Raw genomic sequence first — 14,337 nt, forward strand, 5'->3', positions numbered from 1 at the left:
GGGCGTACCTGTTCCACCATGGTACTGGCAGGACGGCGCAGATCCCCAGGATCGGGCACAAAAAACCGCCGCTACCTGCGGGGTCGTCAGTCGCCGGCGGAAGAGAGCCCCAGAACCTGCAGGCGGTGCGGGTCGGCGAGGATGTCGATCCGGGCGATCTTCCCACCTGAGACGGTGAAGGCCATGACGGACATGGCCTTTCCCTCGGGTGCGGTCACGACCCCGGCGGCGCCGTTCACCAGGGCGAGCCGGGCGAAAGGAGCGAAGCGCGCGAAGGTGAGGGCCTGCTCGCTGACGGCGCGGGCTCCGCGCACGAGAGAGGATCCGTCCGCGCCGCCGTCGGCCCGCAGGACGATGTCCGGGTCGAGCAGGGCGAGGAGATCGTCAAACCGGCCGCCCCGTGAGGCGGCCATGAATGCCTCGACGATCTCGCGCTGCCGGGTCAGGTCGGCATCCGGAACCGGCCCCGACCCCTGGACGCGGCGGCGCGCGCGGCTCGCCAGCTGACGGGACGCGGCGGGGGTGCGTCCGGCGATCGGGGCGATCTCGTCGAAGGACAGTGCGAACATGTCGTGCAACACGAAGGCGAGCCGCTCGGCGGGCGTCAGCGTGTCGAGCACGACCAGCAGCGCGAGTCCGACCGAATCACCGAGCACCGCCTCGTGCTCGGGATCGGCCCCGTCCAGCTCGCTCACGATCGGATCCGGCACATGGACGTCCAGGGGCTCCTCACTGCGCATCTTCCGTGAGCGGAGCATGTCGAGGCACACCCGGGCGACGACCGTCGTCAGCCAACCCCGCAGATTCTCCACATCCGAGGTCTCGGCACGGCTGAGCCGGAGCCAGCCCTCCTGCACGGCGTCCTCCGCTTCGCTGATCGAGCCGAGCATCCGGTAGGCGACCGCAGACAGATGCGTCCGGCTCTCCTCGAAGCGGTGTGCCAGAACTTCGTCGTCGTTCATCTGTCACATTCTGCCGTCGCGGTTCGTCATGTCAGTGAGAACGAAAATCACCCGGTGTGACATCAGATCACCCGAATACCTTTGGAGGCAGGCAATCATGAAAGCCCGGATGACCAACCCCGCGATGATCGTTCCCGACGCCATGAAGTCTCTGCTGGCTCTGGGAAAGGCAGCGTCGAAGGCGGACGTGCCGCCGGTGACGCACGCTCTCGTCCATCTGCGGTCGAGCCAGATCAACGGCTGCAGCGTGTGCGTCGACATGCATTCGCGTGAGCTGGAGAAGGAGGGCGAGACCAACGAGCGGATCTTCGCGGTGGCCGCGTGGCGGGAGGCTCCGTACTTCAGCGACGCCGAACGCGCGGCCCTGGCGCTGGCCGAGTCGATGACCCGGTTGAGCGACCGTTCGGACCCGGTGCCCGACGACGTGTGGAACGAGGCCGCCCGGCACTACGACGAGCAGGCGCTCGCGTCGCTGGTCCTGTCGATCGCCACCGTGAACCTCTGGAACCGGCTCAACGCCGCCACCCGGCAGGTCGCGGGCCAGTGGTGACGCAAACACCGTGACGGGGGACGAAATGCGAATCGCAGGTCAGAGAATGCATCTGACCTGCGATTCGCGAGAAATCCTGGCAGTGCCCTCGGTGAGACTCGAACTCACACTGGACGGGTTTTGAATCCGTTTCCTCTGCCAATTGGGATACGAGGGCGTGTTGCGCTGTACCACTGTAGAAGATCGCCGTCGGGAGTCAACCACCGGTACCCTTCTAACGTTCGCTCCCCGTGCCGGGGTCGTCCGAGCAGAGGAGAATGGTGGCCATGAACGCTCCCCAGCAGCAAGGTGTGCCGTCGCAGCCGCGACGGGTCGTGGTGGCCGAGGACGAGGCGCTGATCAGGCTCGATCTGGTCGAGATGCTGCGGGAGGAGGGCTACGACGTGGTTGGTGAGGCGGGGGACGGGCAGGCCGCCGTCGACCTGGCGGTGGAGCTCAAACCCGACCTCGTGATCATGGACGTGAAGATGCCCCGTCGTGACGGCATCGATGCGGCCTCGGAGATCGCGGCGAAACGTATTGCGCCCGTGGTCATTCTCACAGCGTTCAGTCAGCGCGAGCTGGTGGAGCGGGCTCGCGACGCCGGGGCGATGGCCTACCTCGTCAAGCCGTTCTCCACTGCCGACCTGGTTCCTGCGGTCGAGTTGGCGGCCAGCCGGTTCAAGGAAGTGACCGCGCTCGAGCGGGAGATCTCCGATCTGTCCGAGCGTCTGGAGACCCGCAAGATCGTCGAGCGGGCGAAGGGCGTGTTGATGGAGAAGCAGTCGCTGACCGAGCCCGAAGCGTTCAAGTGGATCCAGCGGGCCGCGATGGACCGCCGGTCGACGATGAAGGCGGTCGCGCAGGTGGTGCTCGAGACCCTCGGTGGGGAAGCTCCCACCAGCTGACGCGCGAGATCGGCGACGGGCGATGCGTTTTCGCCGGAGGGGCCAGGCGCCGGCGGGGAAGTCCGCGGATCGGCTGACGTCGGCCCACCGCTGGGCCTCCGGCGTCAGGTGGTCGTCGACTCCGTGCGTCTTCTCCTCGGCGCCTGAGGCTCGCCACGCTACGGCCGCGTAAACACTCGTCGTATTCAGATCACAGTAAGGTCACGAGCCTTTCTGGACGGATCGCGAAAGCCGCCGGACCGCTAGCGTCTGATCCCACAGCGGACGCCAACTCGGGTGGCGCCCGCACTCAGGTGATCTAAGGAGAGTTTGGATGGCTAAACGGACCCTCGTGCGGGCGGCCGCGGTTCTCGGCGCGGCATCTCTCGCACTGGCAGGTTGTAGTTCGGACAGTGGCGACGACTCCGCGAGTGGGAGTGACAGCTCTGCCTCGGCCACCACTGTTTCCACCGACTGCACGCCCGAAGAGGCGGCGGCAGCGGGTGCCCCGTCCACGGCGCCGCTGAAGATCGGCACTCTGCTCCCCGACACGGGAAGCCTCTCCTTCCTCGGACCGCCGATGGTGGCGGGCACCCAACTCGGCGTCAACGACGTCAATGCGGCCGGTGGTGTCCTCGGCCAGCCGGTCCAGCTGATTCCCGGCGACTCGGGCGACACCACCACCGACACGGCGAACACCACCGTCGACCGGGAACTGGCCGCGGGCACCCAGGTGATCATCGGCGCGGCGTCGTCCTCGGTGTCGCTGAAGGTCATCGACAAGGTGTCCAGCGCCGGCGTCGTGATGTTCTCCCCGGCCAACACGTCCGACCAGTTCGTCTGCTACCCGGACAAGGGCCAGTACTTCCGCACCGCCCCCACCGACGTGTTGCAGGCTCAGGCTGTGTCGCAACTCATCTCGGACGACGGCGGCCAGCGCGTGTCCATCCTGGCCCTCAACGACCCGTACGGAACCGGGCTCGCCGACAACATCCAGAAGAACCTCGTCGACGCGGGCATCCCCGAGGACCAGATCCAGAAGATCATCTACGACCCCAACGCGCAGTCGTTCAACTCCGAGATCGACCAGGTCAAGGACTTCGCCCCCGACGCCGTCGCGGTGGTCGGATTCGAGGAGTCCGCGAAGATCATCACCCGCATGCACGAGGTCGGCATCGGCCCGTCCGACGGGATGAAGGTCTACGGCGTGGACGGCAACATGGGTAACGCGCTCGGCGAGTCGGTGGCCGCACCGCTGCTCGACGGCATGCAGGGCACCACGCCGCTCACGGACGTCGGTCCGGCCTTCCAGGATCGTCTCAAGGGCATCAACCCGGGTCTGATCGACTTCAACTACGCCGGTGAGTCCTACGACGCCGTAGTCGTTTCCGCGCTCGCCGCGGAAGCCGCGAAGTCGACGGCCGGTCGCGACATCGCCGCGAACATCAACGCCGTCACCGAGGGCGGAACCCCGTGCACGTCGTACCAGGAGTGCCTGCCGCTCGTGCAGGCCGGCACGGACGTCGACTACAACGGCATCACCGGCAAACTCGACTTCACCGCCGCAGGCGAGCCGTCCATCGGTTCGTACGGCAAGCTGAAGTTCGGTGCCGACAACAAGCTGACGACGGACGGATACATCGTCGTCGGCGGATGATCGCACTCACCTGAAACGGACTGTGGGCCAGGGAACCTGGCCCACAGTCGTGTCCGGAACCACCGGACCTACTTCTTCTCCTGACTTCCCGCGAGGGTCCCGAGGTACAGCTCGATCACCTTCGGGTCGTGCATCAGGTTGGGTCCCGAGTCGGTGTAGGCGTTGCGGCCCTGGTCGAGGACGTAGCCGCGGTCGCAGATCTGCAGGCACCGGCGGGCGTTCTGCTCGACCATGATCACCGAGACGCCCGCCGCGTTGATTCGCTTGCAGCGGATGAACACCTCGTCCTGGAACATCGGGGACAGTCCGGCGGACGGCTCGTCGAGCAGCAGCACGGACGGTTCCATCATCAGTGCCCGGCCCATCGCGACCATCTGCCGTTCACCGCCGGACAGGGCGCCCGCCTTCACCTTCTTCCGTTCGACGAGCAGCGGGAAGAGGTCGCCGACGAACGCGAATCTCTCCGCGAAGAGCTTGGGCCGCAGATACATCCCCATCTCGAGGTTCTCCTCGATGGTGAGCGACGGAAAGACGTTCTGCGTCTGCGGGACGTAGCCGACACCCTTCTGCACGAGAACGTGGGCGGGTTTGGACGTGATGTCCTCACCGCGCAGGGTCACCGAACCCTCACGCACCGGTATCAGCCCGAACAGCGACTTCAGGAGCGTGGACTTCCCGGCGCCGTTGGGACCGATGATGCCGACGATCTCCCCCTCGCGAAGGAAGAAGTTGCATTCGCGGAGGATGTTGACGCCGGGGATGTAGCCGGCCACCACACCGTCCGCGCGGACGAGGGCACCCTCGGCGAGCCGGGCATGCTCCTCGGGTGTGGCCGCGAATTCCGCTGGGGTCAGTTCGGTCATGAGTTCTCACGCCTCAGCTCGGTGATGTCGGGTTCGGAGAGGTCGCCGCCGGTCTCGAGGGTTGCCGCCTCCGCGTTCTCGAGTGCCTCGGCCAGAACGGCCGTCGCGCCCACCGGATTCCCCTCGTCGTCGAACTCGAGCGCCTGATCGTGGTGGCTGCCCAGGTAGGCGTCGACCACCGCGTTGTTGGACGAGAGGTGTCCCGGCGTGGACTCGGCGATCACACTGCCCTGAGCCATCACCACCACCCAGTCGCTGATGTCGCGGATGACGTCCATGTCGTGTTCGACGAACACGACGGTCATGCCCTCGTCCCGAAGCGACTTGATGTGGCCGAGCAGGCTCTGGGTGAGCGCCGGGTTCACGCCGGCCATCGGCTCGTCGAGCATCACCACGGTCGGCTCGGTCATCAGCGCCCGCGCCATCTCGAGCAGCTTGCGCTGACCACCGGACAGCGAGCCGGCGAGATCGTCGGATTTGGTGTCGAGCTTGAACCGCGCGAGCAGTTCGTTCGCTCGTTCGGTGACGGCCCGTTCCTGCGCCTTCCACGTCCACGGCAGGAGCGTGTTGAAGATCCGCTCACCGCGCTGCCCGGTGGCGCCGAGCCGAACGTTGTCGAGCACCGTCAGCTTCGACAGCGCCTTGGTGAGCTGGAACGTGCGGACGACGCCGCGGCGGGCCACCTGGTGCGGATACATCCGGCCCAGCGACTGGCCATCCATCGACCACGTGCCGCTGTCCGGCCGGTCGAAACCGGTGAGCAGGTTGAACAGGGTGGTCTTGCCTGCACCGTTCGGACCGATCAGTCCGGTGATGCAGCCGCGCTGAATCTCCAGATGCGCCACGTCGACGGCCTTGAGCCCGCCGAACGTCCGGGACACGTTGTCGACCACGAGGATCGGGTCGGGTTTCGGTGCGCCGGGGGAGTGCGGGACGTCGGTGAATATCGAGGCTCGTTCCTCGTCGGTGAGCACGGTGTCGGTCTGCAGATGATCCGGCAGTCTGTGGTCAGGCATTGAGCTGCACCTCCCGCTTGTTGCCCAGTATGCCCTGTGGCCGGAAGACCATCAGCACCGCGATCATGATGCCGAGCAGGACGAACCGCATGGCCCCGACCTGCTGTTCCGTCAGCGGCAGCAGCGGCTCCGGCCCGGAGATCGCCTGTCGCAACAGGGCGTCCGGGATGGCCAGCAGGAACCAGAACAGCATCGCGCCGACCACCGGTCCGAAGACCGTGGCGGCGCCGCCGAGGATGAGGGCGCCGAACGCGAAGAACGTCTGTGCGGTGGAGTAGAAGTCGGGGTTGATCGACTTGGTCTGCAGTGCGTTGAACACGCCGCCGAGCCCGCCGATCATGCCGCCGAGGACCAGCGCCTGCATCTTGTAGACGAACACGTTCTTGCCGAGGGCGCGTGCGGCGTCCTCGTCCTCGCGGACGGCCTTGAGGACACGGCCCCACGGGCTGTGCGTCAGGAGGAACACGAACCCGCACAGCACCAGGACGAGAGTCCACCCCACGACCATCGACCAGAGGTCGTCGCCGTAGAACTTCACGCCGAGGAAGTTGTACTGCTTACCCGAGTCGAACGGGCTGAGCGTCGTGAACGGGTCCGCGAAACCGAACAGCCCGTTGGTGGATCCGGTGATGGAATCCGATGCGGTGGAGCGGAAGATCAGGCGGAGGATCTCGGATGCGGCGATCGTGACGATGGCGAGGTAGTCGGCCCGCAACCGCAGCGTCGGGATACCGAGGACGACGGCCAGGAGTCCGGCCGCGGCGAGACCGACGAGGATGCCGACCCACAGCGGCTGCTGGTAGGTGACGGTCATGATCCCGACGCCGTAGCCGCCGAGGAGGGCGAAACCGATCTGACCGAAGTTGAGCAGTCCGGCGTAGCCGAAGTGCAGGTTGAGGCCGATCGCCAGCAGCGCGTAGAAGATCGCGGACGGGCCGATCAGCTGGGCGAGCGAGACCTGGAGTGCTCCTGCGATGTCCATGCCCTCACCCGATCCTTTGCCGGCTGCCGAGAATGCCCTGAGGCCGGACCACCAGGATGACGATCAAGATGAGCAGTCCTCCGATGTACTTGAGGTCGGGGTTGATCACCAGCGTCGACAGCTGGACGAGCAGACCGACGATCACGCAGCCGAGCAGCGCGCCGTATGCGGTGCCGAGTCCGCCGAGCGTGATGCCGGCGAACATCAGCAGCAGGAGCTTGAAGCCCATCTCCCACTGCACGCGGCCGCCGAGTTCGGAGATGCCGAACAGGACGCCGCCGAGCGCGGCGAGACCGCCGCCGAGACCCCACACGAAGCGGATCACCCGTTCGACGTCGATGCCGGACGACGCGGCCAGGTCGCGGTTGTCGGACACCGCGCGCATGGCCTTGCCGATGCGCGTCTTCTGCAGCAGCAGGGCCACTCCGACGAGAACGACGAGACTGATGCCGATGCTCACGAGGTTGGCGTCGGTGATCGCGATCGGACCCCAGTGCCTCTCGACCTGGGCCTGGTAGTCGACGAACGGTTCCGCGCGATCGGAGAAGAAGATCAGGATCAGGTAGCGCAGGGAGATCGCGAGCCCGATCGACACCACCAGCTGCGCTATCAGGCCGGTCTTGCGTCGCCGCAGCGGTTTCCAGATCCCGGCGTTGTTCAGCAGTCCGATCAGGATGCCCACGAACACTGCGAGGATGGTGGCCGGGATCAGCTGCACACCGAACGTCACGTTGATCACCCACGCCGCGACCGCGCCGAGGGTGACGAGTTCGCCGTGCGCGAAGTTCGTCAGGCCGGTGGTGCCGTAGATCAGGCTCAGCCCGACTCCGGCGATGGCGATCACGAGACCGAACCGGAGTCCGTCGATGGTCTGGCGAATCAGCTTCTCGTAGAACGGGACCGCGGAACCGGTACGGGCCTCGCCGAACGAGAAGATCACCGTGTTGGTGCGACCGGCCACCACTTCCCGCTGCACCGTGGCCTGCACGCTGACGTCGTCGGGAAGCGAGTCCGCCACGATCTCGAACGTGTACGTGCCGGGCGCGACCTGGAGTTCCCAGCGGCCGTTCGACTCCGACGTCGCCTTCGCCACCTCGTTGCCCGACGAATCGAGAGCGCGTACCTCGACGTCCGCGAGCCGTTCGCCGGCGTTGTTCAGATTGCCGCTGACCCGCACCGCGTTCTCCGGGGGCGCCGGTTGCCCGCTCGTCGCGGGCGGTGGGGGCGGCGGGGTGGGTTCCTGCGCCGCCGCGGGACCGCCGAAGGCGATCGCCGCGACGAGGCCGAGCAGGACGAGGACGAACGCACGGCCGAGTTGCCGGGTGACCGACCCTCGCCTCGTGCGTTTCCTCGCGGATGTCGGTCGCGTCCTCACTGCTGGGAGTCGCTTCCTCACGGTTGGGGCCACGCAGGTCCTCCGGGGACGTGTAGATCGGTCAGGAACGTGCTGCGACGGACTCGACTACCGCCCGTGCCGCAATTTCCGGACTCTAACGGCTCCGGTCGCGCGAAATGGGGTTCTCGGATTTCCGGCACGTTTCGGTTGGGTATCGAACCATCCGGCTGATCGGTGTCGGATCCGCTCCCTAGACTGGGCAACCGTGAGCCCTGCAACCACCCCCCGGTCCACCACGTCCCCCGCGTCCGGCGCCGCCGCGTCGTCCGACGATCGCCCCACCCTGATGCTGCTCGACGGCCACTCGCTGGCCTTCCGCGCGTTCTACGCCCTGCCCGCCGAGAACTTCAAGACGCACAGCGGTCAGGTCACCAACGCCGTCTACGGGTTCACGTCGATGTTGATCAACCTGCTGCGCGACGAACAGCCCAGCCACGTGGCGGCGGCGTTCGACGTGTCCAGGCAGACGTTCCGGGCCGAGAAGTTCCCCGAGTACAAGGCGAATCGCAGCAAGGCACCGGACGAGTTCAAGGGGCAGGTCGAGATCACCAAGGACGTCCTCGGGGCCCTCGGCATCCCGGTGATGGCCGAGGAAGGCTTCGAGGCCGACGACATCATCGCCACGCTCACCACCCAGGCCGAGGCGCTCGGGTACCGCGTCCTGGTGGTGACCGGCGACCGGGACTCGCTCCAGTTGGTCACCGACGGGGTCACGGTGCTGTACCCCAAGAAGGGCGTCTCGGACCTCACCCGGTTCACACCGGCGGCCGTCGAGGAGAAGTACGGGCTCACACCTGCGCAGTACCCCGACTTCGCGGCGCTGCGCGGCGACCCGAGCGACAACCTGCCGGGCATCCCGGGGGTGGGGGAGAAGACCGCCACCAAGTGGATCAAGGAATACGGCGATCTCGTCGGCCTGGTCGACAACGTCGACAAGGTCCGCGGCAAGGTCGGTGACGCGCTGCGCGAGAACCTGCCGAACGTCCTGCTCAACCGGGAACTCACCGAAATGGTGCGCGACGTCCCGCTGCCGTACACCCCGGACCAGCTGATGCTCGCGCAGTGGGATCGGGAGAAGATCCACGCGCTGTTCGATGACCTCGAGTTCAAGGTGCTGCGCGACCGGCTGTTCGCCACGCTGGCCCCCGTCGAAGCCGAGGCCGAGGAGGGCTTCGAGGTACGGGGGAGCGCGCTCGATCCCGGGGCCGTCGCGGACTGGCTGTCGGCGCACGCGTCGACGGGCGAGCGATCCGGCGTGTCGGTGGTCGGCACCCGCACCCCGTACGGCGGTGACGTGACGGCGATCGCCATCGCCGCCGCAGACGGCGAGGGCGCCTACATCGCCACCGCGTCCGCCACCCCGGAGGACGAGAAGGCGCTCGGCGACTGGCTCGCGGACGCCGGTCAGCCGAAGGCCCTGCACGAGGCCAAATGGGCGATGCACGCGCTGCGCGGACGCGGCTGGGTGCTCGGTGGTCTCACCAGCGACACCGCGCTGGCGGCCTACCTGGTGCGTCCCGGGCAGCGGACGTTCAACCTCGACGACCTGTCGCTGAGGTACCTGCGCAGGGAGCTGCGGGTGGAGGAGACCGGCCAGGAGCAGCTGTCGCTGCTCGACGACGCCGACCAGGTCGACGCGGAAGCCGCCGAGACCGAAATTCTCAGCGCCCGCGCCGTCCTCGACCTCGCGGCCGCGCTCGACACCGAACTCGACAACATCGAATCGACGGCTCTGCTGTCCGAGATGGAGTTGCCGCTGCTGGACGTGCTGGCCGACATCGAGGCGTCCGGTATCGCCGTCGACGGCACCCACCTGCACGACCTGCAGAGCCGATTCGCGGCCGAGGTCTCCGCGGCGGCGGAGGCGGCCTACGGGGTCATCGGCAAGCAGATCAACCTCGGGTCGCCCAAGCAGCTGCAGGTCGTGCTGTTCGACGAGCTGGAGATGCCCAAGACGAAGAAGACGAAGACCGGGTACACCACGGACGCCGAGGCGTTGCAGAACCTGTTCGAGAAGACGTCGCACCCGTTCCTCGAGCACCTGCTCGCGCACCGCGACGCGACGCGGCTGAAGGTCACCGTCGACGGTCTGCTCAAGACGGTCGCCGAGGACGGGCGGATCCACACGACGTTCAACCAGACCGTCGCGGCCACCGGCCGGCTGTCGTCGACCGAGCCGAACCTCCAGAACATCCCGGTGCGCACGGATGCAGGCCGGCAGATCCGGGACGGCTTCGTCGTCGGCGAGGGCTACGATTCGCTGCTCACGGCCGACTACAGCCAGATCGAGATGCGGATCATGGCCCACGTGTCCGGCGACGAGGGCCTGATCGAGGCGTTCAACACCGGCGAAGACCTGCACAGCTTCGTCGGCGCGCGTGCGTTCGGCGTGCCGATCGAGGAGGTCACACCGGAGCTTCGCCGCCGCGTGAAGGCGATGTCGTACGGGCTGGCGTACGGGCTGAGCGCGTTCGGTCTGGCCGCCCAGCTCAAGATCTCGACCGAAGAGGCCAAATCGCAGATGGAGGCGTACTTCGCCCGGTTCGGCGGGGTCCGCGACTACCTGCACGAGGTCGTCGAGCAGGCCCGCAAGGACGGCTACACGTCGACGCTGTACGGGCGTCGCCGCTACCTGCCCGACCTCACCAGTGACAACCGCCAGCGGCGGGAGGTCGCCGAGCGCGCCGCGCTCAACGCCCCCATCCAGGGCACGGCCGCCGACATCATCAAGGTCGCGATGATCAACGTGCAGCGATCACTGCGCGACGCGGGCCTGAAGTCGCGGATGCTGCTGCAGGTCCACGACGAACTCGTGCTCGAGGTCGTCGATTCGGAACGGGAACAGGTCGAACAGCTGGTCCGCGACAAGATGTCCTCGGCCATCGAACTGTCGGTGCCGCTCGACGTGTCCGTCGGCACCGGTCGCAGCTGGGACGCCGCCGCACACTAGGCGGCGGCGGTCCTCCGCCCTATTCGGCCGGGGCCTGCTCGGCGATCTGCTTACGCACCTCGTCCATGTCGAGGGCCTTGACCTGCGTGACCAGATCCTCGAGCGCCGCAGGCGGCAGCGCACCCGGCTGGCTGAACACCAGCACACCCTCGCGGAACGCCATGATGGTCGGGATCGACCGGATGTTCGCGGCGGCGGCGATGCCCTGTTCCGCCTCGGTGTCGACCTTGGCGTGTACGACGTCGGGGTGCTGCTCGGACGAGGCCTCGAAGGTGGGGGCGAAGGAGCGGCACGGACCGCACCACGATGCCCAGAAGTCGACCAGAACGACGTCGTTGCCGGTCACGGTCTCGTCGAAGTTCTGCTGAGTCAGAGTCTTGGTGGCCACAAGGGTCCTTTCGTTCGGTGACTGCTTTGCGTGTGCAACGCCGCGCCGCCGTCGATTCTTCCCTGCGGCGCCGTCAGCCGGTGCGCTCCGTGTCCCGGAACGTGCGGCGGTACGCCTGCGGGGTGGTGTGCCGCAGCCGCAGGAAATGCTGCCGCAGCACGGCGCCGCCGCCGAAACCGACCCGTTCGGCGATCACGTCCACCGACAGGTCCGAGTTCTCCAGCAGGTGCTGCGCGGCCAGCACCCGCTGATCGCTGAGCCAGCGGGCCGGGGTGGTTCCGGTCTCGGCCTGGAACCGCCGCGCGAACGTGCGGGGCGACAGGTTGGCCTTGGCCGCCACCGCGGTCACGGACAGGTCGAGGGCGAGGTGCTCGGTCATCCAGTCGAGCAGCGGGCCGAGGGTGTCGATCGTCGTCGACGGCAGCGGCATCGCCACGTACTGCGCCTGACCGCCGTCCCGGTGCGGCGGGACGACCATGCGCCGCGCGATCCCGTTGGCCACCCGGCTGCCCTGCTCCTTGCGCACGATGTGCAGGCACAGGTCGATACCCGCGGCGGTGCCCGCGCTGGTCAGGACGGGATCGTCGTCGACGTACAGGACATTCGGGTCGACCGTCGCAGCCGGGTGGAGGTCGGCGAGCCGCTGAGCGTGCCGCCAGTGGGTGGTGCACTTGCGTCCGTCCAGTAGTCCGGCCGCGCCGAGCACGAAGGCGCCGCTGCAGAGGCTGGCGACCTTGGCGCCCCGGTCCACCGCGGCCCGGAGTTTATCGAGGAGGGGGTCCATGCACGGGTCGGGGTCCTTCGCGCAGACGAAGGTGCCGTCCGCCTCGGCGTAGGTTCCGCCCGCGGGAACCACGATGAGGTCGGCGTCGTCGAGCCGGTCGAGGTCGTACGGGACGTCGATGCCGTAACCGAATCGGGTGCGGATGGGTTCCCGTGAGCCGGCGACGAGGGAGAAGTCGTAGGTGGGGAGTCCGTCGTCGGATCGGTCGAAACCGAACACCTCGCAGGCGACTCCGAGCTCGAACGCTTCGGTGAGCGGCATGAGCGGGACTACGACTTTTTTCAGCACCATCCCACTATGGCAGAAATATGGTCAACAATGTCGTTTCTGCCACTATTTCTCGGACGCCGATGCTACGAGGCTGAAGACATGACAATCCTGGTCGTGGTACTCCTCGTGTTCCTGGCGCTCGACGCGCTGGCGCTCGCCGGCCGCACGCCCGACACGCACAACGAAGTCATCCAGCACGGGGACTTCCGGTTTTGAGAGGGAACCTGGCGGTCCAGTACGCGGGCACGGCGCTCGCCTGGGGCGCGAGTTTCCTCTTCATCAAGGTCGGGCTCGAGGGCCTGTCCTTCACACAGGTCGTGCTGTGGCGACTCGTGTTCGGGGCGGTGACCCTCGGTGCCGTCCTCGGACTCACCCGGACGCGGTTGCCGCGCGAAGCGTCGACATGGGCGCACCTGTCGGTACTGGCGGTGGCCCAGTGCGTGGTGCCGTGGTTGCTGTTCAGCTGGGCCGAGCAGAGCATCAGTTCGGGCCTGGCCAGCATCTACAACGCGACCACACCGCTCATGACGATGTCGGTGGCACTGGCGTTCCTGCCGGGGGAGAAGCTTACGGACGCAAAGCTGTTCGGCCTCCTGCTCGGATTCACCGGGGTGGTCGTGGTGCTGGCGCCGTGGCAGGCGGGGATCATCGGTAGCGTCCCCGCCCAGCTCGCGTGCCTCGGTGCGACCGCGTCGTACGGCGTGGCACTGGTCTACCTGAGGCGGTTCATCCTTCCGCGAGGTGTCGGAACACCCACCATCGCGTTCATGCAGGTGTCGATCGCCGCGGCCGCCATGCTCCTCGCCACCCCGTGGGTCGCGAGCACGCCGATGCACCTGACCCCCGCGATCGTCGCCTCGATGATCGGGCTCGGGGCGTTCGGCACCGGGCTGGCGTTCGTGTGGAACACGAACGTGGTGCGCGGCTGGGGGCCCACTGCGGCCTCCACCGTCACCTACCTGACGCCGGTGGTCGGGGTCGTGCTCGGCGCGGTCGCGCTCGACGAGCACATCTCGTGGAACCAACCCGTCGGGGCACTTGCGGTGATCGCGGGAATCGTCGTCACCCAACGGTCTTCGCGCAAGGCCGCCGAGACGGTCGCCGCGGACGCACCGTGATCACGGCGGTGCCGTGACCACCCACTCGCGTTTGGCGTCCCCGTCCCACCGGCGCACCACCGACGCCCGGCCGACGATGTCGCCACCGTCGAGCAGCCGCGCGGCCTCCGCGATCTGATCGGCAGGCAGTCGCCGCGCGAGAGTCACGTGCGGCGTCCACTCGCCCGGGCGGATGTGCGGCGTGATCTCCGTGGCGTGCGCCGCGAGATCGAACACGCTGCGGTGCAGGGACAGCAGGGACTTCGACGGCACCACCAACCGCGACAGCGTGACGTGCCTGCCGCCGAACATCACGAGCCCGCCCAGCCTGATGTGGAACGAGGGCGTCGCGATCCGGCGGCCCAGCAGTTCGTCGATCTCGGGTGGGATATGGCGTGCCACGAACAGGGTGATGTGGGGCCGATTCGATTCGGCGCGAACGCGAGTGCGGCTGGGCATCCCGGCATCCCACAGGCGTTGCCACTCCGCGCGCACGGCAACGTCGGTCGCTTCGTCGAACAGCAGTTCCACCGACTGGACCATGGTAGGCAATGAT

At 67.4% G+C, this 14,337-nt stretch carries 13 protein-coding genes and 1 tRNA gene; 5 read left to right on the plus strand and 9 right to left on the minus strand.

Translation table 11 applies throughout. The features are described 5' to 3' along the window. Nucleotides 1-86 precede the first annotated feature (86 nt). Nucleotides 87-962, minus strand: a complete 876-nt coding sequence (locus QM841_RS26100; protein WP_283334310.1) for a sigma-70 family RNA polymerase sigma factor — start codon at nt 960-962, stop codon at nt 87-89. 97 nt (nt 963-1,059) lie between these two features. Between QM841_RS26100 and QM841_RS26105 the strand changes: the two genes are divergently transcribed. Next, nucleotides 1,060-1,512 (plus strand): carboxymuconolactone decarboxylase family protein, encoded by a 453-nt coding sequence (locus QM841_RS26105; protein WP_105413705.1) that lies wholly within the window; start codon nt 1,060-1,062, stop codon nt 1,510-1,512. 83 nt (nt 1,513-1,595) lie between these two features. Here QM841_RS26105 and QM841_RS26110 read toward each other — a convergent pair. Next, nucleotides 1,596-1,669 (minus strand) — tRNA-Leu (locus QM841_RS26110). Between the two features lie 100 nt (nt 1,670-1,769). On the opposite strand from QM841_RS26110, the gene QM841_RS26115 reads away from it, so the two are divergent. Both QM841_RS26115 and QM841_RS26120 read left to right on the plus strand, forming a co-directional pair. Beyond that, nucleotides 1,770-2,399, plus strand: coding sequence for an ANTAR domain-containing response regulator (locus tag QM841_RS26115; protein WP_005260374.1), 630 nt, complete (start codon nt 1,770-1,772; stop codon nt 2,397-2,399). A gap of 313 nt (nt 2,400-2,712) precedes the next feature. Then, nucleotides 2,713-4,035, plus strand: coding sequence for an ABC transporter substrate-binding protein (locus QM841_RS26120; protein WP_007295814.1), 1,323 nt, complete (start codon nt 2,713-2,715; stop codon nt 4,033-4,035). Between the two features lie 68 nt (nt 4,036-4,103). Here the strand turns inward: QM841_RS26120 and QM841_RS26125 are convergent, their stop codons facing one another. The 4 genes from QM841_RS26125 to QM841_RS26140 are packed head-to-tail and all read right to left on the minus strand — an operon-like array spanning nt 4,104 to nt 8,271. Next, entirely contained in the window at nt 4,104-4,898 is a 795-nt protein-coding gene (locus QM841_RS26125) for an ABC transporter ATP-binding protein (protein ID WP_005247455.1), read from the minus strand. Further along, complete coding sequence (locus QM841_RS26130) at nt 4,895-5,914, minus strand: ABC transporter ATP-binding protein (RefSeq protein WP_105413707.1); 1,020 nt, start codon at nt 5,912-5,914, stop codon at nt 4,895-4,897. Before QM841_RS26130 ends, QM841_RS26125 begins: the two co-directional genes overlap by 4 nt. Then, the gene (locus QM841_RS26135; RefSeq protein ID WP_009473649.1) at nt 5,907-6,896 is read right to left on the minus strand and encodes a branched-chain amino acid ABC transporter permease; all 990 of its coding nucleotides are present in this window, start codon (nt 6,894-6,896) and stop codon (nt 5,907-5,909) included. The genes QM841_RS26130 and QM841_RS26135 overlap by 8 nt, the downstream gene beginning before the upstream one ends. A gap of 4 nt (nt 6,897-6,900) precedes the next feature. Beyond that, nucleotides 6,901-8,271: a branched-chain amino acid ABC transporter permease gene (locus tag QM841_RS26140; RefSeq protein WP_283334311.1), complete on the minus strand. Its 1,371-nt coding sequence runs from the start codon at nt 8,269-8,271 to the stop codon at nt 6,901-6,903. Between the two features lie 226 nt (nt 8,272-8,497). Between QM841_RS26140 and polA the strand changes: the two genes are divergently transcribed. Beyond that, on the plus strand, nt 8,498-11,242 hold the full coding sequence (gene polA / locus QM841_RS26145; RefSeq protein ID WP_280782499.1) for a DNA polymerase I: 2,745 nt from the start codon (nt 8,498-8,500) through the stop codon (nt 11,240-11,242). Nucleotides 11,243-11,261: 19 nt separating this feature from the next. Here the strand turns inward: polA and trxA are convergent, their stop codons facing one another. Next, nucleotides 11,262-11,630, minus strand: coding sequence for a thioredoxin (gene trxA, locus QM841_RS26150; RefSeq protein ID WP_005247443.1), 369 nt, complete (start codon nt 11,628-11,630; stop codon nt 11,262-11,264). A gap of 73 nt (nt 11,631-11,703) precedes the next feature. Beyond that, entirely contained in the window at nt 11,704-12,705 is a 1,002-nt protein-coding gene (locus tag QM841_RS26155; RefSeq protein ID WP_280782498.1) for a helix-turn-helix domain-containing protein, read from the minus strand. A gap of 191 nt (nt 12,706-12,896) precedes the next feature. Between QM841_RS26155 and QM841_RS26160 the strand changes: the two genes are divergently transcribed. Further along, a complete protein-coding gene (locus QM841_RS26160) occupies nt 12,897-13,802 on the plus strand; it encodes a DMT family transporter (RefSeq protein ID WP_283334312.1) in 906 nt (301 codons plus the stop codon). Here QM841_RS26160 and QM841_RS26165 read toward each other — a convergent pair whose 3' ends face one another. Further along, the gene (locus tag QM841_RS26165) at nt 13,803-14,324 is read right to left on the minus strand and encodes a 2'-5' RNA ligase family protein (protein WP_283334313.1); all 522 of its coding nucleotides are present in this window, start codon (nt 14,322-14,324) and stop codon (nt 13,803-13,805) included. Between the last annotated feature and the right edge of the window lie 13 nt (nt 14,325-14,337).

Origin of the sequence: Rhodococcus sp. IEGM 1307, from assembly GCF_030056915.1 — a bacterium.
In the GTDB taxonomy this organism is placed as follows: Bacteria; Actinomycetota; Actinomycetes; order Mycobacteriales; family Mycobacteriaceae; genus Rhodococcus_F; species Rhodococcus_F opacus_D.